The 22,055-nt window shown below is 72.8% G+C and carries 22 protein-coding genes and 1 tRNA gene; 11 read left to right on the plus strand and 12 right to left on the minus strand.

Annotated features, from left to right (window positions below; genetic code table 11):
- The first annotated feature begins 41 nt into the window (after window positions 1-41).
- Complete coding sequence (locus ACFVTH_RS01920; RefSeq protein ID WP_386939987.1) at window positions 42-557, plus strand: Lrp/AsnC family transcriptional regulator; 516 nt, start codon at window positions 42-44, stop codon at window positions 555-557.
- Window positions 558-564: 7 nt separating this feature from the next.
- Here the strand turns inward: ACFVTH_RS01920 and ACFVTH_RS01925 are convergent, their stop codons facing one another.
- A complete protein-coding gene (locus ACFVTH_RS01925; protein WP_387086224.1) occupies window positions 565-1,632 on the minus strand; it encodes an ATP-dependent DNA ligase in 1,068 nt (355 codons plus the stop codon).
- A 143-nt stretch (window positions 1,633-1,775) separates the two neighbouring features.
- Here ACFVTH_RS01925 and ACFVTH_RS01930 point away from each other — a divergent pair, with 143 nt between their 5' ends.
- The 3 genes from ACFVTH_RS01930 (at window position 1,776) to ACFVTH_RS01940 (ending at window position 5,706) form a co-directional block, all read left to right on the plus strand.
- Window positions 1,776-1,940: a hypothetical protein gene (locus tag ACFVTH_RS01930; RefSeq protein WP_387086227.1), complete on the plus strand. Its 165-nt coding sequence runs from the start codon at window positions 1,776-1,778 to the stop codon at window positions 1,938-1,940.
- A complete protein-coding gene (locus ACFVTH_RS01935) occupies window positions 1,937-2,200 on the plus strand; it encodes a hypothetical protein (protein ID WP_387086230.1) in 264 nt (87 codons plus the stop codon). Before ACFVTH_RS01930 ends, ACFVTH_RS01935 begins: the two co-directional genes overlap by 4 nt.
- A gap of 89 nt (window positions 2,201-2,289) precedes the next feature.
- Window positions 2,290-5,706, plus strand: coding sequence for an SNF2-related protein (locus tag ACFVTH_RS01940; protein ID WP_387086233.1), 3,417 nt, complete (start codon window positions 2,290-2,292; stop codon window positions 5,704-5,706).
- Window positions 5,707-6,055: 349 nt separating this feature from the next.
- On the opposite strand, the gene ACFVTH_RS01945 is transcribed toward ACFVTH_RS01940, so the two are convergent.
- Window positions 6,056-6,127: transfer RNA gene (locus ACFVTH_RS01945), tRNA-Arg, on the minus strand.
- Window positions 6,128-6,218: 91 nt separating this feature from the next.
- Here ACFVTH_RS01945 and ACFVTH_RS01950 point away from each other — a divergent pair.
- Window positions 6,219-7,259 (plus strand): lactonase family protein, encoded by a 1,041-nt coding sequence (locus ACFVTH_RS01950; protein WP_387086236.1) that lies wholly within the window; start codon window positions 6,219-6,221, stop codon window positions 7,257-7,259.
- Window positions 7,260-7,340: 81 nt separating this feature from the next.
- Here ACFVTH_RS01950 and ACFVTH_RS01955 read toward each other — a convergent pair whose 3' ends face one another.
- The 4 genes from ACFVTH_RS01955 to ACFVTH_RS01970 form a co-directional block, all read right to left on the minus strand.
- A complete protein-coding gene (locus ACFVTH_RS01955) occupies window positions 7,341-8,057 on the minus strand; it encodes a CHAP domain-containing protein (RefSeq protein WP_386939976.1) in 717 nt (238 codons plus the stop codon).
- 204 nt (window positions 8,058-8,261) lie between these two features.
- Window positions 8,262-8,759, minus strand: coding sequence for an HNH endonuclease (locus tag ACFVTH_RS01960; RefSeq protein WP_387086239.1), 498 nt, complete (start codon window positions 8,757-8,759; stop codon window positions 8,262-8,264).
- A gap of 364 nt (window positions 8,760-9,123) precedes the next feature.
- Entirely contained in the window at window positions 9,124-9,987 is an 864-nt protein-coding gene (locus tag ACFVTH_RS01965) for a C40 family peptidase (RefSeq protein WP_387086242.1), read from the minus strand.
- Window positions 9,988-10,218: 231 nt separating this feature from the next.
- On the minus strand, window positions 10,219-10,911 hold the full coding sequence (locus ACFVTH_RS01970) for an iron dependent repressor, metal binding and dimerization domain protein (RefSeq protein WP_387086245.1): 693 nt from the start codon (window positions 10,909-10,911) through the stop codon (window positions 10,219-10,221).
- A 72-nt stretch (window positions 10,912-10,983) separates the two neighbouring features.
- Here ACFVTH_RS01970 and serC point away from each other — a divergent pair, with 72 nt between their 5' ends.
- The gene (serC, locus tag ACFVTH_RS01975; protein WP_387086248.1) at window positions 10,984-12,099 is read left to right on the plus strand and encodes a phosphoserine transaminase; all 1,116 of its coding nucleotides are present in this window, start codon (window positions 10,984-10,986) and stop codon (window positions 12,097-12,099) included.
- Window positions 12,100-12,103: 4 nt separating this feature from the next.
- Window positions 12,104-12,379 (plus strand): DUF2530 domain-containing protein, encoded by a 276-nt coding sequence (locus ACFVTH_RS01980; protein ID WP_387086251.1) that lies wholly within the window; start codon window positions 12,104-12,106, stop codon window positions 12,377-12,379.
- Between the two features lie 7 nt (window positions 12,380-12,386).
- Here ACFVTH_RS01980 and ACFVTH_RS01985 read toward each other — a convergent pair whose 3' ends face one another.
- Both ACFVTH_RS01985 and ACFVTH_RS01990 read right to left on the minus strand, forming a co-directional pair.
- The gene (locus ACFVTH_RS01985; RefSeq protein WP_387086254.1) at window positions 12,387-13,289 is read right to left on the minus strand and encodes a DUF3027 domain-containing protein; all 903 of its coding nucleotides are present in this window, start codon (window positions 13,287-13,289) and stop codon (window positions 12,387-12,389) included.
- Entirely contained in the window at window positions 13,282-13,662 is a 381-nt protein-coding gene (locus ACFVTH_RS01990) for a cold-shock protein (protein WP_386939962.1), read from the minus strand. The genes ACFVTH_RS01985 and ACFVTH_RS01990 overlap by 8 nt, the downstream gene beginning before the upstream one ends.
- Before the next feature lie 112 nt (window positions 13,663-13,774).
- On the opposite strand from ACFVTH_RS01990, the gene ACFVTH_RS01995 reads away from it, so the two are divergent.
- The 3 genes from ACFVTH_RS01995 (at window position 13,775) to ACFVTH_RS02005 (ending at window position 17,657) form a co-directional block, all read left to right on the plus strand.
- A complete protein-coding gene (locus tag ACFVTH_RS01995) occupies window positions 13,775-14,047 on the plus strand; it encodes a multidrug ABC transporter ATPase (RefSeq protein ID WP_386939960.1) in 273 nt (90 codons plus the stop codon).
- A gap of 8 nt (window positions 14,048-14,055) precedes the next feature.
- A complete protein-coding gene (locus ACFVTH_RS02000; RefSeq protein WP_387086257.1) occupies window positions 14,056-15,921 on the plus strand; it encodes a helicase-associated domain-containing protein in 1,866 nt (621 codons plus the stop codon).
- An 89-nt stretch (window positions 15,922-16,010) separates the two neighbouring features.
- Entirely contained in the window at window positions 16,011-17,657 is a 1,647-nt protein-coding gene (locus ACFVTH_RS02005) for a DNA repair helicase XPB (protein ID WP_387086260.1), read from the plus strand.
- A gap of 24 nt (window positions 17,658-17,681) precedes the next feature.
- On the opposite strand, the gene ACFVTH_RS02010 is transcribed toward ACFVTH_RS02005, so the two are convergent.
- Genes ACFVTH_RS02010 through folE form a run of 4 tightly spaced genes read right to left on the minus strand, consistent with a single transcriptional unit; the run spans window position 17,682 to window position 21,241 of the window.
- Complete coding sequence (locus ACFVTH_RS02010; RefSeq protein ID WP_387086263.1) at window positions 17,682-18,440, minus strand: pyrimidine reductase family protein; 759 nt, start codon at window positions 18,438-18,440, stop codon at window positions 17,682-17,684.
- The gene (folP, locus tag ACFVTH_RS02015; RefSeq protein ID WP_387086266.1) at window positions 18,437-19,363 is read right to left on the minus strand and encodes a dihydropteroate synthase; all 927 of its coding nucleotides are present in this window, start codon (window positions 19,361-19,363) and stop codon (window positions 18,437-18,439) included. The genes ACFVTH_RS02010 and folP overlap by 4 nt, the downstream gene beginning before the upstream one ends.
- On the minus strand, window positions 19,360-20,604 hold the full coding sequence (locus tag ACFVTH_RS02020) for an NAD(P)/FAD-dependent oxidoreductase (RefSeq protein WP_387086269.1): 1,245 nt from the start codon (window positions 20,602-20,604) through the stop codon (window positions 19,360-19,362). Before ACFVTH_RS02020 ends, folP begins: the two co-directional genes overlap by 4 nt.
- 1 nt (window position 20,605) lies before the next feature.
- On the minus strand, window positions 20,606-21,241 hold the full coding sequence (folE, locus tag ACFVTH_RS02025; protein WP_387086272.1) for a GTP cyclohydrolase I FolE: 636 nt from the start codon (window positions 21,239-21,241) through the stop codon (window positions 20,606-20,608).
- Window positions 21,242-21,331: 90 nt separating this feature from the next.
- On the opposite strand from folE, the gene ACFVTH_RS02030 reads away from it, so the two are divergent.
- A complete protein-coding gene (locus tag ACFVTH_RS02030; protein ID WP_387086275.1) occupies window positions 21,332-22,006 on the plus strand; it encodes a helix-turn-helix transcriptional regulator in 675 nt (224 codons plus the stop codon).
- The last annotated feature ends 49 nt before the right edge of the window (window positions 22,007-22,055 follow it).

Genomic DNA, 22,055 nt, shown 5'->3' on the forward strand with positions numbered 1-22,055 from the left:
ATCATCCGATCTGATTCATTCATGCGAAAGCGAGGGTTCCGATGGCGGATGCACCGCAGATCAGCGCTCCGGGCGTCGAGCCGGCGCCCGTGGTGCTCGACGCGATCGACCGGCAGATCATCGCCCTCCTGCACGAGAACGCGCGCATCCCCAACGTCGATCTCGCGCGCGCCGTCGGCGTCTCGCCGTCGACGTGCCTCGCCCGCGTCCGCTCCCTCCGCGAACGCGGCGTCATCGTGCGCTACACCGCCGAGATCTCACCGGCCGCGCTCGGCTACCACCTGCAGGCGCTCGTGAGCGTGCGCATCCGCCCCGGCGCCCGTCACCTGATGGAGCAGATCTCCGACGAGCTCCGCACGCAGCCCGAGGTCGCGCAGCTCTTCTTCCTCGGCGGCTCCGAGGACTTCCTCATCCACGTCCGCGTGCGCGACAGCGACCACGTCCGCCAGTTCGTGCTCAAGAACCTCTCCGCGAACCCCGCGGTCGCGCTCACCGAGACGAACCTCGTGTTCGAGCACCACACGGCGATGCCGGCGGGGCTCCGAACCGTGCTCTGACGCCGCCTCAGCCGCGCAGCGGCAGGATCTCGGCGAGGTCGAGCCCGTCTGGCGCCTCGAGCTGCGCGTAGGTGCAGCTCTCGGGCGTCCGATCGGGGCGGAACCGCCGGAACTGCGCGGTGTGGCGGAACCGGTCGCCCTCCATGTGGTCGTACGCGACCTCGACGACGAGCTCGGGGCGGAGGGGGACGAACGAGAGGTTCTTGCCGGCGTTCCATCGGCTCACGGCCCCGGGCATGCGGCCGCCCTGCTGCGCCGACTCCTCGGCCCAGCCGCCCCACGGGTGCTCGGCGAGGTCCGCGGCGACGAGCGGCTCGAGCTCGGCGACGAGGCTCGCCCGCCTGGCCATCGGGAACGCGGCCACGACGCCGACGTGCTGCAGCCGGCCGTCGTCGGCGTAGAGGCCGAGCAGCAGCGAGCCGACGACGTCGCCCGACTTGTGCCACCGGTAGCCGGCGACGACGCAGTCGGCCGTGCGCTCGTGCTTGATCTTGAACATGGCGCGCTTGTCGGGCAGGTAGGCCCCGTCGAGCGGCTTCGCGACGACGCCGTCGAGCCCCGCTCCCTCGAACCGGGTGAACCAGTCGCGCGCGACGGCCGGGTCGCCCGTCGCGGGGGTCGTGAAGATCGGGTCGGATGCCCCGGCGAGCGCGTCGACGAGACGCGCGCGCCGCTCGGCGAACGGCCGCGGCATGAGGTCGTCTGAGCCCTCGGCGAGCAGGTCGAAGCCGACGAACGAGGCCGGCGTGTGCTCGGCGAGCATCCGCACCCGGCTCTCGGCGGGGTGGATCCGCTGCTGCAGCGCCTCGAAGTCGAGCCGTCCGTCGGTCGCGATGACGATCTCGCCGTCGACGACGCACCGCGGCGGGAGGTTCTCGCGAAGCGCATCGACGAGCTCGGGGAAGTAGCGGGTCATGGGCCGCTCGTTGCGGCTGCCGAGCTCGATCTCGTCGCCGTCCTTGAACACGATCGTGCGGAACCCGTCCCACTTGGGCTCGACGTGTCCGGTGTCGGGGATCTCCTTCACCGACTTGGCGAGCATGGGCGGCACTGGCGGCATCACCGGGAGGTCCATCCGACCATCCTGCACCTCCGTGCGCCGCGGCGGTAGCACCGGGTCGAAGGCCGGTCAATCCCCTCCCCTCGGTACAGGGCCGCGCGTACCGTCGAAGTCGATGGAGCCGGACGACGCAGCCGGCGGCGGCGCGAGGAGCATCGATGAGCGACGTACGATCCGACGACCCCGGCGCGCAGGACGAGCAGGACGAAGCGCTCCGGGCCTCCGAACAGCACCAGCAGGCCGAGGAGGACGCCGACGCCGACGAGCGCGTCGTCGTCCGCGATCCCGAGACCGGCCGCACCTCCGAGGAGGACGCGCAATGAGCTCGACCATCGATCGTCCGCCGCCCGCCCGCCACGACAGACCGGCCCTGCCCCCCATCGGCGTCTGGTGGCCCATGCTCGAGGGGCCGCTCCGGCGCGAGATCCTCGAGAACCTCGAGGCGCCGCTCCGCACCGTCGTGGTTCGGCGCATCCTCGAGCTCTGCGAGGCCGACATGGGGGTGCCGCGCACGCCCGTCCGCCTCGACGAGAACGAGCGCGCGTACATCGCCGGCTGGATGCACGCCGTCGACTGGAGCTGAGCGCCGGGGCCGCGCACACGGCTCGGAGGCGCCCGGCCCGCGGCGACGACGAGGCGCGCGGGGGCTCCTGCGGATGCGACGATAGAGGGATGCCCTCCGACTCATTCCCGCCCGTCGAGGAACTCGCCATCGCCCGCCTCGTGGGCCCGCTGAGTCTCAGCCGCGGACGCACCGTCGAACGCTCCGGCGCCGTCGAGGAGCTCGTCTGGGAGCCGGCGGGCTTCCGGCTCGGCGCCGTCGTCCGGGGCAGCTCGGCCGAGTCGTACCGGGTGAACGTCCGGCTCGACCTGGGCATCCCCGGCCGCACCACGATCCTGTCGGGCACCTGCAGCTGCCCGGTGGGGCGCAACTGCAAGCACGTCGCAGCGGTCCTGCTCGCGTCGGCGGAGCGGCACCGGCAGCAGGCCGCCGCGCCGGCCGACGAGATCGAGGACGCCGCCGGTCGCGGCTGGCGCGCGGAGCTCGAGGCGCTGACCGGGACGATCGGGCGCGACGCCGGGGAGGCGCCGCCGCGTCAGCCGCTGGCCCTGCAGTTCGAACTGCGCGAGCGCATCGCGCGACGCGGGGGCGGCCCGCGGCAGACGGCGCGCGACGAGCCGGCGACGACCGAGGCCTCGGTCGACCGCCTCGCGGTCCGCCCGGTGACGCGCGGCGCCCGGGGCGGCTGGATCAAGGCCAACCTGACCTGGCAGAACGTCGGATTCCAGGGCGGCGCCGGCGGCTTCGACCCCCGTCAGGCGCGCTGGTTCGGCGAGTTCTCGATGCTGAAGGGCGCACGCCACTCGGCGTTCGCCGAGTACGGCTCGGCATGGATCTCGCTCGACGAGTACGAGAGCGCCACGCTCTGGGCGCTCCTCGAACAGGCCGCCTCGCTCGGCATCGCCCTCGTCGGGTCGACCGCGCAGACCGAGATCGTGATCGGCGACGCCGCGGAGATCAGCCTCGAGGCGCGTGCGACCGAGGTCGACGCCGTCGCCGACCCCGCCTCCGGGCCCGAGGCCGCCGCTCCCCCGGCCCCGGCGGGCCTCGAACTCGTGCCGACCGTCGCGATCGACGGAGAGCGGCACGCGAGCACGAGCGCGCGCCTCATCGGCGACCACGGGGTCTACGCCTTCGACTTCGCCGCAGGCCGCATCGGTCTCGCACCGCTCGCGGCCCCGCTGACCCCGGCGGCGCGAGCCGTCGTGCGGCGCACCGAGCCCATCGTCGTGCCCGCAGCCGAGATCGGCGACTTCGCCCGCGAGGAGTACCCGCGGCTCGCGCGCGCGGTGCGCATCACGAACGACGACCCCGCGGTCGAGCTGCCGGCCCTCCCGCCCGCGACCCTCGTCGCCACGGTGACCCACGAGCCGGGCCACCTGCTGCGCCTCGGGTGGGAGTGGGAGACGGACGGCGGGCGCCGCCTCCCGCTCGACGCCGCGGACGCCGAGTTCCACGACCCCGCCCGCGAGCGGCGCCCGGCCGAGCTCGTCGTCGAGCAGATCGCCGGCGACCCGACCTCCGGAGCGCTCCTCCGCTCGCCCCGGGCGCTCGGCGGCCTCGACCGTCGCGGGCGCGGCACAGGGACATCCGCGAGCCTCAGACCCGTCGTCGTGCTGCGCGGCATCGATGCAGCCGAGTTCTCGACCCGCGTGCAGCCGCGCCTCGAGGAACTCGAACGGGTGCGGGTCGACGTCGTCGGCGAGGCGCCCGAGTACCGCGAGCTCACCGAGGCCCCGAAGCTCACCGTGACGACGGTCGAGAGCGAGCGAACCGACTGGTTCGACCTCGGCGTGGTCGTCACCGTCGAGGGAAAGAAGGTGCCGTTCGGCCCGCTGTTCAGCGCGCTGTCGCACGGGCGGAAGAAACTCCTCCTCATCGACGGCAGCTACCTCTCGCTCGACCAGCCCGTGTTCGCGCCGCTCCGCGAGCTCCTCGAGGAGGCGGGCACGCTCGACGAGTGGGAGGGCGGCGAACTGCCGATCCACCGCACGCAGACGAGCCTCTGGGCCGAGTTCGAGGACCTCGCCGACGAGTCGGAGGCCGCCGTCTCCTGGCGCGAGACCGTCGCGGGCCTCAACGCCCCAGAGGGCATAGAGCCGATCCCGCAGCCCGAGGGCTTCGCGGTCGAGCTGCGGCCCTACCAGCTGGAGGGCTTCCGCTGGCTCGCATTCCTCCACCAGCATGGCCTCGGCGGCATCCTCGCCGACGACATGGGCCTCGGCAAGACGGCGCAGACGCTCGCGCTCGTCGCCCATGCGCGAGCGCAGGCGGATGCCACGGCGCCGCCCTTCCTCGTCGTGGCACCCACCTCGGTCGTGTCGAACTGGGCGCGCGAGGCCGAGCGCTTCGCCCCCGGCCTGCGCGTCGCGACGGTCACGGCCACCCAGGCGGCGAGCCGCCGGCGCCTCGAGGACGCGATCGCCGGGGCCGATCTCGTCGTCACGAGCTACGCGATCCTGCGGCTCGACGCCGAGGCCTTCGCCGAACTCGACTGGTCGGGGCTCGTGCTCGACGAGGCCCAGTTCGTGAAGAACGGCAACTCGAAGGCGAACCAGGCCGCCCGTGACATCCGCGCGCCGTTCAGGCTCGCCGTGACCGGCACCCCCGTCGAGAACAACCTCATGGAGCTGTGGGCACTGCTCCGCATCGTCGCGCCCGGGCTCTTCCCGTCGGGCCGCGCCTTCGCCGAGCGCTACCGCCGCCCCATCGAGATCGACCACAACGGCGAGCGCCTCGCGGCGCTCCGACGTCGCATCCGCCCGCTGGTGCTCCGCCGCACGAAGGAGCTCGTCGCTCCCGAGCTGCCCGAGAAGCAGGAGCAGGTGCTCCAGGTCGCGCTCGATCCGGCGCACCGCCGCATCTACGACACCTTCCTGCAGCGCGAACGCCAGAAGCTCCTCGGGCTCATCGACGACCTCGACCGCAACCGCTTCACGGTGTTCCGCTCGCTGACGCTCCTGCGGATGCTGAGCCTGCACGCGGCGCTGATCGATTCGGAGCAGTATGCGGACGTGCCCTCGGCCAAGCTCGACGCCTTGTTCGACCAGCTCGACGAGGTGATCGCCGAAGGGCACCGCGCACTCGTGTTCAGCCAGTTCACCTCGTTCCTCGAGCTGGCGGCCGCCCGGCTCGACGCGGCGGGCGTGCCGTACGCCTACCTCGACGGGGCGACCCGGCGCCGCAGCGAGGTCATCGACCGCTTCCGCACCGGCGACGCCCCCGTGTTCCTGATCAGCCTCAAGGCGGGCGGGTTCGGCCTCAACCTCACCGAGGCCGACTACGTCTTCCTCCTCGACCCGTGGTGGAACCCCGCGAGCGAGGCGCAGGCGGTCGACCGGGCGCACCGCATCGGCCAGTCGAAGACCGTCATGGTCTACCGCATGGTCGCGGAGGGCACGATCGAGGAGAAGGTGATGGCGCTCAAGGCCAAGAAGGCGGCGCTCGTGTCGTCGCTCATGGACGACGACGAGCTGTTCAGCGAATCGCTCACGGCCGACGACCTGCGCGGGCTGATCGGCGGATAGCCGCGTCGGTGCGAACGCACGGAGACGGTCGGGACCGCCGGGCCGGCGAGGGGGAATCGCCGGCCCGGCCATCACCGGACCACGCGGGTAGGTCGCGAACCCGACGATGGCGCACGCCCGATGGCACACGCGTCGCAAGGCGAGGAAGGGGTTGTTGCCCCCCGGATCCCTTCCCCGTCGCTCTCCGCTGCCACGGTAAGGAGGAGGCGATGTACCCGAAACATCGTCGCCGCCGTCGCTGCGAAGTCCTTCGAGCGTAGCACCGGAAATCCCCCCGTTCGGGGGAGACACGCGCCGAACGTCCCGAATCGCTCGGATTCGGACGACGCGGGCGCGTGCACCTCGACGGTGCCCCTGGAGGGACTCGAACCCCCAACCTGCTCCTTAGGACGGAGTCGCTCTTCCATTGAGCTACAGAGGCCGGTCGTACGAGTCTATCGGCTCTCGGGTAGCGTGATCGGCGGCGCACGGTGCGCGTGGACGCGCGGCCCGGCCGCGAGGACGGAGTCGGCATGATCGAGACGGGCACGACGAGATTCTGGGTCGGTGCGTCGACGCTCGGCGCGCTGGGCTCGCCCGCCCGCGGCATCCGCTCGCTCGATCTCGACGCCGACGGCCTCGCGAGGCTCGGCGAGCCGATCGACGTCGGACCGAACCCCATGTTCCTGGCGGTCTCCTCGGCGGCCGGCGTGCTCGGCGTCGTGCACGAGCTCGCCGACGGCCGGATCTCGAGCTGGACCTTCGAGGGCGACGGGCTCGCCCCGTTCAGCCGCGTCGGCGTCACGAGCGGCGACCCGTGCCACCTGGCGTTCACCGAGTCGGGCGAGATCGCCTTCGCCGCGAACTACTCGGGGCATCGGCTCACCGTGCACCCGCTCGCGCCCGATGCCTCGGCCGACGTCGTGCTCGAGGCCGAGTTCTCGGGCTCGGGCCCGAACCTCGAGCGACAGGCCGGGTCGCACCCGCACCAGGCGGTGCTCGACCACGATCGCGATCGGCTGCTCGTGCCCGACCTCGGCGCCGACCGCGTGCGCGTCATCGGCCTCGGCCGCCTGCCCGAGTCGCTCCAGACCGACGACGGCGCCCACATCGTGATCCACCCGGGTGCCGGCCCGCGCCACCTCGTCGTCTCGGGCGACCTCGCGGTCACGGCCAACGAGCTCGACCGGACCGTGAGCCTGATCGACCTCGTCGAGGGCCGCGAACTCGCCTGGTTCCCGATCGGACCCGACACCGAGCCGCGCGGCCTCGGCTGCTCGGCCATCCGGCTCACCCGCGGCGGAATCGTGCTCGTCGGCGACCGCGATGCCGACGCCCTGCGCGGCCTGCGCCTCGATGTCGAGGCGCGCACGCTCGAACTCGTCGCCACCGTGCCGACCGGCGGGCGGCACCCGCGCGACCTCGAGCTGAGCCACGACGAGCGCTTCGCGCTCGTCGCCGATCAGGCCTCCGACTCGATCGCGATCATCGCGCTCGACGAGACGGGAGTGCCGCTGGAGGTCGTCGACACGGTCGCGACGCCCGCGCCGGCGTGCCTCGCCCGAGTGCCCTAGGGGTCGCGGAGCCGTCGGCTCACCCGGAGCCCGGCGGCTCGACGGAGCCGCCGGGCACGCCCGGCGCTCGAGGCCGACGGATCAGGCCGGCGGGTACAGGTACAGCGCGTCGCCCGCGGGGATCGTGCGCTGGTGGTACGAGTGGTCGGAGTTCTGGTTGTACTCTTCGATGTTCACGGAGCCGTCGCTGTTGATCGACTGCACGTAGGCCACGTGGTTGTACGGGAACCACGCCACCGCACCGACGACCGGGGTGCTCGAGGTGGGCCAGCCGTGGTTCACCCACTCGTCGGCCCACGCGTAGGCACTGCCCGACGCGAGGTTCGACCAGTCCCACTTCCACGGGGCGCTGGTCACGCCGGCGTCGCGGTTGAGCCGCCAGGCGACGAAGTCGACGCACTCGCGGTAGTAGTAGCGGAGCGGCGAGAGCCCGCCGCCGTAGTCATCGGGCAGCTGGTCCCACCAGGGGTAGTCGTCGCCCTCGGCGCGGACGGTGTACAGGGCGTAGCTGCCGCCGCCGCGGGAGGCGAGCTCGGAGGCCCACTGCGCCCGCTCGGCCTCTTCGGCCGCGAGTCGCGCCTCTTCGATCGACGCCTTGGTCGTCACCGCGTACCCGTCGGAGACGATCGGCGCGCCGCTCGCGAGCGCGCCGACCGAGACGTCCTGCGCCTCGGCGACGCTCAGGCTGAAGTCGCCGGATGCCCCGAACTCGCTGCCGCCCGGGATGATGGCGTAGGCCGGGAGGGCGACGGTGCCGACGATCGCGGGGACCACGAGGACGGTCGAGAGCACTCGCATCGGGCCGTTGCGTCGCGGTGCGCGCGAGGTCGAAGCTACCGGCTCTGGGCGTCGACGACGACCATGCTCAGGATCTCGGGGGGCGGTCCGCACCCGACCTACCCTAGGGCACGCCCGCCTCGTTTGTCACGACGACGCTCCCGGCGCCGGCGCGGTCGGCGCGCGTCGGCGGCGACGACCGGCCGAACGGGCTCGGAGCGGCACTCAGGCGGCGGTCGCGAGGTACTCGCTCCACTGCGGCAGCGGCCGCTCGACGCCGCGGACGGCCCAGCTGCGGCCGTTCGGCATCTTCGGCGTGAAGCGCAGCTCCCAGCCCATCTCGGCCGGCGTGCGGTCGCTCTTCGTGTTGTTGCACCTGAGGCAGCACGCGACGAGGTTCTCCCAGGTGTCGCGCCCGCCGCGAGAGCGCGGCAGCACGTGGTCGATCGTGGCAGCCGATCGCCCGCAGTACGCGCAGCGGTGGTCGTCGCGGCGCAGCACGCCCCGGCGGCTCACCGGCACCTGGTGCGATCGGGGCGCTCGCACGTACCGGGTCAGGAGGATGACGCTGGGCCTGTCCCAGTTGCCGCTCGCCGCGCACACCGGATTGCCCTCCTCGCGGAGGATGACGGTCGCCTTCTGGTTCATCACGAGCAGGAGCGCCCGTTTGAAGGAGACGACGGCGAGCGGTTCATATCCGGCGTTGAGCACGAGTGTGCGCATGGGGGGCCTTCCGATCGGGGCTGGATGGCTTCCAGCCGCGTGCAGGATCCGACGGCCCGACGGCGCCCCGGGCGGGGGCCGGACTGCGGGAGGAGGCGGCGCCGGACGCACCCGGAGAACGAAAAACGGGCACCGTCGTGAAGACAGTGCCCGTCGGCGCGTTCGCGCGGATGGTACTCGGCTGACTGCTGCGCCGTTGGCGGAATTGCGCGCGCGCACCCGTGGAATGGATGCTGTGCGCCTTCACCATCGGCTTCACCTGCCCGGTATCTCGGATCGTCAGGGTTTCAGGCTAAAGCACGAACGGCGCCCCGGGAACTCCCGGCGCGCCGTTCGTCGCGTGCAGGACACGCGGTGTTCACGTTCAGATGCCGATGCGCACGATCGAGTAGTCGCTCGTCCAGATGGGCTGGACGCGCACCGACGCCCCCTCGTAGGGAGCGTGCAGGATCATGCCGTCGCCGGCGTAGAAGCCGTCGTGGCCGTCCATGATGACGAGGTCGCCCGGCTGCGCGTCGGCCTCGGAGATGACGGTGCCCATGGCGCCCTGCCCGGCGGAGGAGTGGGGCATGCTGACGCCGAACTGCGCGTAGACGTACATGACGAAGCCCGAGCAGTCGAAGCCGGCCGGCGTCGCGCCGCCGTAGACGTAGGGCGTGCCGATGTACTGCGTGGCGACGCTGTAGACGCTCGCGAGGTCGAAGCTCGGGTACGGCGGGTTCGCGAGGAAGTCGCCGACCGACGGGCCGTCGTACGACGCCGCGTACGAGGTCATCGCGTTCTCCGCGGCGACGCGGGCCGCCTCGGCGGCTGCGGCGGCCTCGGCCGCGGCACGGATCTCCTCGCCGGAGACGGCCGCATAGCCGTCGTCGGCCACGGGCGCCGCGATCACGTCGTCGGTGACCTCGACCGTCTGCGCCTGCGCCTTCGACAGCCGGGTCGCGTCGGTCTCGCCGAACTGGGGGCCGACGCTGCCCGGAGCGATGGCGTAGGCCGGGATCGCGAGCGTGCCGACGATGCCGGCCGCGGCGGTCATCACGAGGATGTTGGCGAGCCCGCCTCGGCGGAGGCGCCTCGTCGACGGCAGCGGCGTCGCGGCGACGGCCTTCGCGAGATCCTGGGATTGGGGGGTGGTGGGGGAACCGGGGGCCTTCGAGGCGATGATCGCCTTCGTCGCGGCCCCGCGAGCGCGGGTCCTGGTGGGACGGCGCCGGGAGAGTCGAGCCAAGATGTAACCTCCGTCGCCCCACGCCATCTGCATGTCGTCTCACCTGATGCGCGCAGGGCGCCTCACGGGTACCGGGTCGAGCGGTGAGCGCTGGGAGCGTCTCGACCCCGGGCCCTCCGGCTGGCTTCGTGCCGGTGGACTCGTACGAGGGTACGCGAGGAGGGCCCGAATGTCACATTTCGATCACGGCGCGGCGGAGATCGGCGGAATCGCGCGACGACGGCGCTCGACTCAGACGCTGATGAAGAGGTGGCCCGCGACCTCGGTCGGCAGTTCGATGCCGCCCTCGGCCCCGTCGACCTCCACGAGCACGTAGCCGCCCGCGCGGCTGAAGCTCGCGAGCGCGCCCGGCATCACGCCGGCCTGCTTGAGCTGGCCGAGCAGCTCGGGGTCGAACTGCACGGGCTCGCCGAGCCGGCGCACGGTGCCGCGCACGGGCTCGTCGCGGTCGGCGACCGCGTCGACGACGTTCACCACGCCGGACATGAAGGGGTCGGCGGGCGGCAGCCCGAGCTCTTCGAGACCCGGAATGGGGTTGCCGTACGGCGACTCCTTCGGGCCGCCGAGGATCTCGATGAGGCGGCGCTCGACCTGCTCGCTCATGACGTGCTCCCAGCGGCAGGCCTCGTCGTGGACGTACTCCCACTCGAGGCCGATGACATCGGCGAGCAGACGCTCGGCGAGGCGGTGCTTGCGCATGACGTGCACGGCCTTGCTGCGGCCCTCGGGCGTGAGTTCGAGGTGGCGGTCGCCCGAGACGACGACGAGCCCATCGCGCTCCATGCGGGCGACGGTCTGGGAGACGGTCGGGCCGGAGTGACCGAGACGCTCGGAGATGCGCGCGCGCAGCGGCACGATGTTCTCCTCTTCGAGGTCGAGGATCGTGCGCAGGTACATCTCGGTCGTATCGATCAGATCGGTCACGCGGTATCCTCCCGTTTCGTCGCAGCCCGTCATCAAGCCTAGCGGCCACCACCGTCTCGCTAGACTCGTCGCATGCCGAGCCTCGTGATCCCCGCTGACCTGCTGCCCGCCGACGGACGCTTCGGATGCGGGCCGTCGAAGGTGCGCCCCGAGCAGCTCGCCCACCTGGCGGAGCTCGGCCCGGCCCTGCTCGGCACCTCGCACCGCCAGGCACCCGTGAAGAATCTCGTCGGCCGGGTCCGCACCGGGCTGGCCGAGCTGTTCTCGCTCCCCGACGGCTACGAGGTGGTGCTCGGCAACGGCGGCTCGACCGCCTTCTGGGACTCGGCCGCCGTCTCCCTCATCGAGCGTCGTGCGCAGCTCGCCTCGTTCGGCGAGTTCGGCGCGAAGTTCGCCAAGGCGGCCGGCGCCCCCTGGCTCGAGTCGCCCGAGGTGCGCACGGCAGCGCCCGGCACGAGCGCGCGCGTCGAGCCCGCGACCGGCTTCGACGTCTACGCGTGGCCGCAGAACGAGACCTCGACCGGCGTGCAGGCCCCCGTCGAGCGCGTCGCGGGCGACCCCGGCGCACTCACCGTGATCGACGCGACGAGCGCCGCGGGCGGCGCCGCCGTCGACGCCGGCGAGTTCGACGTCTACTACTTCGCGCCGCAGAAGAACTTCGCGGCCGACGGCGGCCTGTGGTTCGCCCTCATGTCGCCCGCCGCGATCGAGCGGGTCGAGCGCGTCGCCGCATCGGACCGGTACATCCCCGAGTTCCTCTCGCTGAAGAACGCGGTCGACAACTCGCGCCTCGACCAGACGCTCAACACGCCGGCGCTCGCGACCCTGCTCCTGATGGAGAACCAGATCGACTGGATCAACGCCTCGGGTGGCCTGGCGTGGGCGGATGCGCGCACCCGCGAGTCCTCCGGCCTGTTGTACGACTGGGCCGAGGCCTCGAGCGTCGCGACCCCGTTCGTCGCAGATGCCGCCGACCGTTCGCAGGTCGTCGTGACGATCGACTTCGACGAGTCGGTCGACGCCTCGGCGATCTCGAAGGTGCTGCGAGAGAACGGCGTCGTCGACACCGAGCCGTACCGCAAGCTCGGCCGCAACCAGCTGCGCATCGCGACCTTCACCGCCATCGAGCCCGACGACGTCCGCAAGCTCATCGCCTCGATCGACCACGTCCTCGAGCGGATCGGCTGACCGGGTGCGCCTCTGGCTCAGCGAGGAGGAGCGCCGCCCCGATCCGGCGCCCGCGCGGGCCGACGCGCGCAAGGCCCTCGTCGCCGGCACGATCGGATGGCTCGTGGTCGCCGCCGTCTGCCTGCTGTTCCGCGCACCGCTCGCGGCCGCGGGGCTCGGGTGGTTCCTCGCGGCCGCGATCGTCGGGGTCGCACTCGGGGTCGTCGGGATCGTCGTGGTGCAGGTGATCCGTCGCCGCGCCCGTCAGCCGCGCGACGACGGATCCGGCCTCTCGGCCTGAGCCCGGGTCACGCCGTCGGCGTCGCCTCGTCGTCGTCCGAGTCGTCCGAGTCGTCGTCCTCGCCCTCGTCCTCGGAGTCGTCGTCGTCCGAGTCGTCCTCGTCGTCGGAGTCGTCCTCGTCGTCGTCCTCGTCCTCGTCCTCGGAGTCGTCGTCGGAGTCATCCTCGTCGTCGGAGTCATCCTCGTCGTCCGAGTCATCCTCGTCGTCCGAGTCATCCTCGTCGTCGGAGTCGCCCTCGACCTGCGTCTCGTCGACGTCGAGCGCGTCGATGTCGATCCCGTCGAAGACGTCGTCGTGCGAGATCCCGTCGTCGTCGGAGTCGTCGTCCGAGTCGTCCTCGTCGGAGTCATCCTCGTCGGCGTCCTCCTCGTCGGAGTCGTCGTGCTCGTCCTCGAACTCGTCGCCCTCGGCCGAGGCGGCGGCGAGCTCGGCGGCCGCCTGCTGGGCCGCGCGGTACTCGGCGAGCCGCTCCGACCACGGCACCCACTCGGGCGCGAGCAGCGCCTGCTCGCCGGGCATCAGCTCGGTCTCGAGCACGGTCGGCTCCGCGTCGTCGACGCGCGCGATCGTCACGCTCCACCGCCAGCCGGGGTAGCCCGCGAGGTCCGAGGCGAAGAGCAGGCTGAGCACGTGCTCGCCCTCGACCGTGTGGCCGATGACCGAGCCGACCGTCTCGGGCGCCGTCACCTCGAGCAGCGCTCGCCGGGCGAGGTCGACCGAGGCGAGCAGCACCTCGTCGGCGACCGGAGGCGCCGTCTCGACCGCGTCCGCCGCCTCGACGACCGCGTCCGCCGTGCCGTCGGCCGCGTCATGCTCGTGCGACGGTTCGGCCGTCCCCGCCGCTCGGGCGGCGGCGGCGTCCGCCGACTCGTCGGCGGCCGGGTGCTGGATGTCGGGCGTCTCAGGCATCCAGATCGTCAGCCACCTTCCGCAGCACCGCGGCGACGGTGCGCGCCTTCGACTTCTCGGGGTAGCGGCCACGGCGAAGGTCTGCGCCGATGCCGTCGAGCACCTTCACGACGTCCTCGACGATGATCGCCATGTCGTCGGCCGGCTTGCGGTGGATCTTGGTGAGGCTCACCGGCGTGTCGATCACGCGCACCGAGAGCGCCTGCGCGCCGCGCTTGCCCTCGGCCACGCCGAACTCGAGCCTGCTGCCCGCACGCACGGTCGCGCCGGCGGGGAGGGCTGATGCATGGAGGAAGACCTCCTGGCCGTCATCGCCGCTGATGAAGCCGAAACCCTTGTCCTCGTCGTAGAACTTGACCTTGCCGGTGGGCATCGTGGAAACCTCGCTTATACGTCTCACGGCGCGCCGAAATCAACGCGCCGTTCTCCCTCCAGTCTAGAGTCACGTCCCCCGTAGCGAGGCCTCCGTGCCCTATTCTTGACGGGTGAGCGATTCCGGCCCTATCTCCGAGCATCGCGCTGAGCGCATCCTCGCGGTGATGTTCGCGTCGATCGTCGGGCTCTCGATCGTCTGCTTCTTCGCCGTCATGATCGGCACCTTCTCGGGAGTGTCCCGTCAGGAGATGGGTTCGGGCATCTGGCCCGTCGTCACGATCCTCCCGCTGTTCGGCCTGCCGATCGCGTTCGTGCTCCTCATCGTGCTGCTCATCATCAACAGCGTGCGCCGATCCCGCGAGTCCCGAGCCGGATCGAGCTAACGGAGACGATGCTCGAACTCGCCGCACGACTCCGCGAGCTGACGCGAGACGATCTCGCCGCAGCACTGCGGACGCGCGAGTTCGAGACCACCGGCGTGCACGACCTCTTCGATCTCGCCGAGGCGCTCCTCGCGCCCGACTCGCTCGACCAAGCCATCGGCCGGCTCGACCGCCGCCACCTCGCGGTGCTCGCGGTCGCGGCCGCGCTCGCCGACGGCACGGGCGGCAGCACCGTCGAGGCCGTGCGGGGCGAGCTCACGGGGCTGGGCGCGACGAGCACCCGGGTCGATGCGACCCGGGAGCTGCTCGACGACCTGTCCCGCTCCCTCCTCGTCGTGGCCGGCGACTCGCGGGTCCACGTGCCCGGCGCCGTCGCCGCCCGGCTCGTACCGCGGCTCGGCGTCGACCTGCCGACCGCCGGCGATCTCGCCGCCCCCGCTCCCCCGGTGCTCGTGCCGAGCGACTCCGTCGACCGGAGCCTGCTCGAACGGCGTTCCTCCGAGGCCGCGTACGCGACCGTGACGGCGACGGCCGAGCTGCTCGCCGCGCTGGGGGCGCAACCGGCCCGCGAGCTCGCGAAGGGCGGTCTCGCCCTGCCCGACTCGAAGCGGCTCGCCGAGGCGAGCGGCACCGAGCTCGACGCGCTCCCCCGTCTCTTCCACCGCGCCGACGAGGCCGGGCTGGTCGTCCGCGACGGCGCCTTCTGGCTCGAGTCCGACCTGGGTGCGGCGTGGTCGCTCGAGTCCGCGCGCGGCCGGTGGCTGCGACTCGCCGAGTGCTGGCGCGACCGCATCCCCGAGACGCTCCATCGCCTCGTCGCCCGCCGCAACGATCCGTTGACGGCGACCGCGCTGCGCGACGACGTGCGGTGGCTGTACCCGGCGGGCGGCGCCTGGCTCGACGACGGCCTCGAGCGGCTCTTCGGCGAGGCGGAGGCCCTCGGCCTCGCGGTATCGGGCGAGCCGGTCGAGGCGGGGCGGCTCGTGCTCGGCGGCGAGCTCGAGCGCGCGGCCGACCTCGTCGCCGCCCACTTCCCGGCCCAGGTCGACCGCGTCTACCTCCAGCACGATCTCTCGATCGTCGCGCCCGGTCCGCTCGAGCCCGCGCTCGACGGGCGGCTCCGCGGCGTCGCCGACGTCGAGGGCCGCGACCTCGCCTCGACCTATCGCGTGAGCGCGGCATCCGTGAATCGCGGTCTCGCCGCCGGCGAGACCGCCGACTCCATCCTCGAGTTCCTCGGCGGGATCTCGCTCACCGGCATCCCGCAGCCGCTCGCCTATCTCGTCGCCGAGGCCGCCGAGCGCTTCGGCGCCGTGCGCGTGTCGACCGCGGCCGAGTCCGACGCGCCGGCGCGGGCGTCGATCCGCTCCGACGACGAGCAGCTCATCCGCACGCTCGCGGTCGACCAGTCGCTCTCCTCGCTCGCCCTGCGCCAGACCGGCACGCACCGGCTGCTCTCGCGGTTCGCACCCGACGTCGTCTTCTGGGCCCTCTCCGACGCCAAGTACCCGGTCGCCGCCGAGGACGCGGCAGGCGAGATCGTCCGCCTCCAACGGCACCGGCTCGCGCCCGCCCCGGTCCCGGCGCCGGCGAGCGACCCGATCGCGGCGATGCTCGCGCGCATGGCGCAGGAGCAGACCGGCGACGACGCCGAACGGGCCTGGCTCGCCCGTCAGCTCGAAGCCGCCGCCCGCTCGAAGGAGACGCTGACGGTGACCGTGCGGATGCCGGGCGGCGACACCGCCGACTACCTCCTCGCGCCGGCGAGCGTCGCGAACGGCCGGCTCCGCGCGCGCGACCGCAAGGCCGACATCGAGCGCACCCTGCCGCTGTCGGCGATCGCGGCGGTCGCCCCCGCGCCCGCCGACGTCTGACCGGCGTCCGTCGAGGGCCGACCCGCCGCCGACGCGCCCGGGGCCCCGCCCGGCGACCCTCCCACCGAGCGGGCGTAGACTCGACGGTTATGTCAGACGGCCCCCTCATCGTGCAGAGCGACCGCACCGTGCTGCTCGAGGTCGCGCACCCGCTCGCCGAAGACGCCAGGCACGACCTCGCGGTGTTCGCCGAGCTCGAGCGCGCCCCCGAACACGTGCACACGTACCGGATCACCCGGCTCGGCCTCTGGAACGCCCGTGCGGCGGGCCACGACGCCGAGGACATGCTGGGCACCCTCGAGCGCTACGCGAAGTTCCCGGTACCGCAGACGGTCGCCGTCGACATGCGCGAGACCGTCGGCCGCTATGGCCGACTCGTGATCGACCGCACCGAGGGGGGCGAGCTCCGGCTGCACGGCGACGACGTGGCCGTGCTGACCGAGGTCGTGGGCGCCCGCAAGATCGCGCCGCTCATCGGCGAGCGCGTGGGCGACACGAGCTTCCTCGTCGAGCCGTGGGCCCGAGGTCAGCTCAAGCAGGAGCTCGTGAAGCTCGGCTGGCCCGCCGAGGATCTCGCGGGCTACACCCCCGGCACGCCGCACGAGATCGAGCTCGACGAGTCGGGCTGGCACCTGCGCGACTACCAGCAGAAGGCGGTCGACAACTTCTTCGAGGGCGGCTCGGGCGTCGTCGTGCTGCCCTGCGGCGCGGGCAAGACCCTCGTCGGCGCGGGCGCGATGGCGACCGCGAAGACGACGACCCTCATCCTCGTCACCAACACCGTGAGCGCCAGGCAGTGGCGCGACGAGCTGCTGAAGCGCACGAGCCTCACTCCCGACGAGATCGGCGAGTACTCGGGGCAGGTGAAGGAGGTCAAGCCGGTCACGATCGCGACGTACCAGATCCTCACCGCGAAGCGGAAGGGCGAGTACGCCCACCTCGCCCTGCTCGACGCCCTCGACTGGGGCCTCGTGGTCTACGACGAGGTGCACCTGCTGCCCGCGCCCGTGTTCAAGCTCACCGCCGAGCTGCAGGCGCGCCGGCGCCTCGGACTCACGGCGACCCTCGTGCGCGAGGACGGCCGGGAGGGCGACGTGTTCTCGCTCATCGGCCCCAAGCGATTCGACGCCCCGTGGAAGGAGATCGAGGCGCAGGGCTTCATCTCCCCCGCCGCCTGCTTCGAGGTGCGCATCGACCTGCCGCAGTCCGAGCGGCTCGCGTACGCGGCATCCGCCGACGACGAGCGCTACCGGCTCGCGGCGACGGCGCCGGCGAAGCTCGGCGTCGTGAAGGAGCTCGTCGCCCGCCATGCGGGCGAGCGCATCCTCGTGATCGGCCAGTACCTCGACCAGATCGACGAGCTCGCCGAGGAGCTCGGCGCCCCGCAGCTCACCGGCTCGACGCCGGTCGACGAACGGGAGCGGCTCTTCCAGGAGTTCCGCGACGGCACGACACCGGTGCTGGTGGTGTCGAAGGTCGCGAACTTCTCGGTCGACCTGCCCGAGGCGACCGTGGCGATCCAGGTCTCGGGCTCGTTCGGCTCGCGGCAGGAGGAGGCGCAGCGACTCGGCCGGCTGCTGCGGCCCAAGGAGTCGGGGCTCAGCGCCAACTTCTACACGCTCGTCTCGCGCGACACCGTCGATCAGGACTTCGCGCAGAACCGGCAGCGGTTCCTCGCCGAGCAGGGCTACTCGTACACGATCCTCGACGCGCACACCCTCGACCCGGCGGCCTGAGCCGGCCTCGGGTGCGCGGCGCGTTCAGCGCTCGCGCGCGTAGCGGAGGAGCAGCAGGTCGCCGGCGGGGATCGCGTGCACGAGCCGCATCCGACGCGCGTGCTCGTGCCCGCCGGCCGTGATGCGCCCGGCGTCGCCCGAGACGAGCAGCGGGCTGAGGCTGAGGCACAGCTCGTCGACGGCGTCGGCCTCGACGAGCGAGGCGAACAGGTGGGGGCCGCCCTCGCAGAGGACCTGCGGGAGGCCTGCCGCCGCGAGCGCGTCGCGCATCGGGAGCACGTCGACGGCGGTCGCGCCGCAGACGAGGACGTCGGCGACCTCGGCGAGCGCGGCCCGGCGCCCCGGGTCGGATGCCGCGTGGGTGACGACGATCGGGCGCAGGACCGTCTCGGCGAAGAACGGGTGCCCGGGGTCGAGCTCGAGCGCGGAGGAGACGACGGCGATGCGGGGCTGGTCGGCCAGCCCGTGCTCGCGCCGCCACGCGACGTCGGCCTCGCCGAGGCCGAGCCCGCCGTAGCCCTCGGCGCGAACCGTGCCGGCTCCGACCAGCACGACGTCGGCGAGGGTGCGCAGCACGCCCATCGCGAGCCGGTCGGCGTCGTCGCCGAGCCCGCCGCTGCGGCCGTCGAGCGTGACCGCGCCGTCGACGCTCATCACGAAGTTCATGCGGACGCGCGGGGTCGCCCGGTCGGGCAGGGCGTAGGCGGCGAGCAGGCGCGCACCGTCGACCTCGCCGGCCGGCTCGCCGTCGTCGAGGGATGCCCCGCCCCCGGCCGTGCTCACGGCTCCTCGTTCGGGCCGTCGAGCATGTTGTGCTTGAGGTACGCGGGCTCGCGCCATCCCATGATCGCCTCGACCATGCGCGCGGCGTCGACCGATTCTGCGACGTTGTGCATCCGCAGGATGCGCGCGCCCTGCGCCGCGCAGAAGACGGCCGCCGCGATCGAGCCCGCGAGTCGTTCGCCGCGGGCCCGGTCGAGGCTCTCGCCGATGAAGTCCTTGTTCGAGACGGCGGCGACGAGGGGGAAGCCGAGCCTCGTGAACTCGGCGAACCGCCGGGTCAGCTCGAGCGTCTGCAGGGTGTTCTTGTTGAGGTCGTGGCCGGGGTCGAGCACGATGCGCGACTCGGGCACGCCGCGCGAGACCGCGAGCGCGGTGCGCTGCTCGAGGAACGCCGAGATGTCGCCGACGACGTCCTCGTACTGCGGCCTCGGGTACCACTGCCGTGGCTCCGCACGGCTGTGGGTGATGACGAGCGTCGCCTCCGAGTCGGCGACGACCTCGGCGAGCGCGGGGTCGTGCACGCCGGTCGTGTCGTTGATCACGTGCGCTCCGGCGGCGATCGCGGCGGCCGCGACCTCGGCGTGGAAGGTGTCGACCGAGAGGGCGGCGCCCGACCCGGCGAGCGCGGCGACGACGGGCACGACCCGGTCGATCTCCTCGGCGACGGGGATCGCGGGCCCCGGGCCGAACTTCGCGCCCCCGATGTCGATCCACGCCGCACCGTCGTCGATCGCGCGGCGCGCGGCGTCGACGGCCGCGTCGAGACCGAAGGTCGCGCCCCGGTCGTAGAACGAGTCGGGCGTGCGGTTCACGACCGCCATGATCGCGATGGAGGTGCGGAAGTCGACGTCGCGCCCCGCGATGCGGCGCACCGGCTCGGCGAGGTTCGGGTCGGCCCACGCGACGGGCGGCGCTGCGGTCACGCGGATGCCTCGGCGACGAGCTCGTCGAGGGGCACCGCCGGGTCGGCGAGACGCGCCGGGTCGAGCCTCGCGCCCGAGCGGATGAGCGACTGCACCGCGTCGTTCACGTCCCACACGTTGACGTTCATGCCGGCGACGACGCGCCCCTCGCGCTGCCAGAAGGCGATGAACTCGCGGGCCTGGCGGTCTCCGCGGAAGACGGGATCGGCCCCGTCGGCCAGGGTGCCGTAGCCCGAGTACTCCATGCCGAGATCGTACTGGTCGGTGTAGAAGTACGGGATCTCGGCGTACTCGAGCGTCTCCCCCGCGAGTGCGCGGCCGGCGGCCCGCCCCGCGTTCTCGGCGTTGGCCCAGTGCTCGGTGCGCAGGTGGGTCTCGAGGACCGGGTGGTAGACGCTCGCGACGTCGCCGACGGCGTAGACGTCGTCGGCGCTGGTGCGGAACGAGGCATCCACGACGATGCCGTTGCGCACCTCGAGGCCTGCGGCCTCGGCGAGGCCCGTCTCGGGGACGGCGCCGATGCCGACGAGCACGAGGTCGGCCGGCAGGGTCTCGCCCGTGTCGAGCTCGACGCCCGTCGCACGGCCCTCCGCGCCGCGGATGCCCGCGACCCCGGTCGACATGCGGAGATCGACGCCGTGCGCCCGGTGCAGCTCGGCGAACACGCCCCCGACGGCGGCGCCCACGGCCGCGGCGAGCGGAACCGCCTCGGGCGCGACGACCGTGACCTCGTCGCCGTACCCGCGCGCGGCGGCAGCGGCCTCGAGCCCGATCCAGCCTGCGCCGATGGCGACCATGCGCCGCCCGCCCGGCGAGAGCGCGTCGCGGAGGGCGACGGAGTCGGCGAAGGAGCGCAGCACGTGCACGCCGTCGAGTTCGCCCTCGGGCGCGCGCCAGTGGCGCGCGCTCGCCCCGGTCGCGAGCAGCAGGCGCGCGTAGTCGAGCGTGCGACCGTCGGCGAGACCGAGCCGGTGCGCCGCGGGATCGAGTTCGGTCGCGCGCACCCCGCGCAGCACCTCGACGCGCTCGTCGGCGTACCACTCGACCGGATGCACCTCGACGACGTCGCGCTCGGCGGCCCCGGTCAGGAACTCCTTCGAGAGGGGCGGCCTGATGTACGGCATCGCGTCCTCGCCGGCGACGATCGTGATGGGGCCGGCATGCCCCGCCTGCCTCGCGCCCTCCGCGGCCCGGGCTCCGGCGAGCCCGCCGCCGACGATCACCAGTCGTTCCTCGTTCATCTCACTGCTCCGTCCTGCCGATGCCGCAGCGGTCCAGGAACTCGCGGCGGACGCGGTCGTCGTCGCGAACGACGCCCGCGAGCGAACTCGTGATGGTGCGGGTGCCCGGCACCTGCACGCCGCGCAGCGACATGCAGAGGTGCTCGGCCTCGAGCACCACTCCCACGCCCTCGGGATCGAGCACCTCGACGAGCCGGTCGGCGATCTGCACGGTCAGCCGCTCCTGCACCTGCAGGTCGCGGGCGTACTGCTCGACGACGCGGGCGAGCTTCGAGAGCCCGATGATGCGGCCGCCGGGCACGTATCCGAGGTGGGCGACGCCGCGGAACGGCAGCAGGTGGTGCTCGCAGAGCGAGTCGAACGGGATGTCGCGGACGACGACGAGCTCGCCATAGCCTTCGCCCGGAAAGGTCGTCGGCGTGAACGGGCGGGGCGTCAGCATCTCGATGTAGGCGTCGGCGACGCGCCGCGGTGTCTCGGCGAGGTGCTCGCTCTCGACGTCGCGGCCGAGGGCGACGAGCAGCGCCCGCACCGCCTCGGCCGCCGCCTCGCGGTCGACGGCGTGCTCCGCCTCGGCGGCGGTCACGGCGTGGAGTCTCGGCACCTCGGCCGCGGCTGCGAATTCGCTCGACGTCATGCTTCCCTCCGGGCCGGCCCTCTGCTGCCGAGGCTAGGCCTGCGAAATTCTTTTGTCAAGATTCGCTGCATTTAGAGATATGATCCGATCATGGGCACCGCAGCGAACGGCGACCCCGACGCGATCCGAGCGGTCGGCGCGCTCGCCGACCCGGCGCGGCGCCGGGTCTACCGGGTGGTCGCCCGCAGCCGCGAGGCCGTCGGTCGCGACCACGTCGCCGAGGTGCTCTCCCTGCCGCGCAGCACGGCCGCCTTCCACCTCGATCGCCTGGTCGACGCCGGGTTGCTCACGACCGAGTCCCGGCGGCTCACCGGCCGCACCGGCCCCGGCGCAGGGCGGCCGGCGAAGCTCTACCGCCGTGCCGACGACGAGATCGCCCTGAGCCTGCCGTCGCGGCTCTACGAGCTCGGCGGGCGGGTCATGGCCGAGGCGATCGGGCGCGCCGTCGACGACGGCGTGCCGATGCGCGACGCGCTGCACGACGCCGCCGATCGGGCCGGGCGGGGGCTCGCCGGGACCTCCGCCGACCTCGGCACCGCGCTCGCCGACGCCGGCTTCGAGCCGCACGACGACGGCGACGCCGGGGTGACGCTCGGCACCTGTCCGTTCCACCGGCTCGCCCTCGAGAACGCGTCCGTCGTCTGCGATCTGAACCACGCGCTCGTCTGCGGCATGGCCCGCTCGACCGGCACCGACCCCGCACGGGTGCTGCTCGATCCCGGCGCCGGAGGGTGCTGCATCCGGGTCGTCCCCACCCCGCGGTGACCCGTCATCCACACGACTCACAGCCAAGATTCAGCGAACGTCAAGAGAA

It is taken from the genome of Agromyces sp. NPDC058104 (genome assembly GCF_042884835.1).
GTDB lineage: Bacteria > Actinomycetota > Actinomycetes > Actinomycetales > Microbacteriaceae > Agromyces.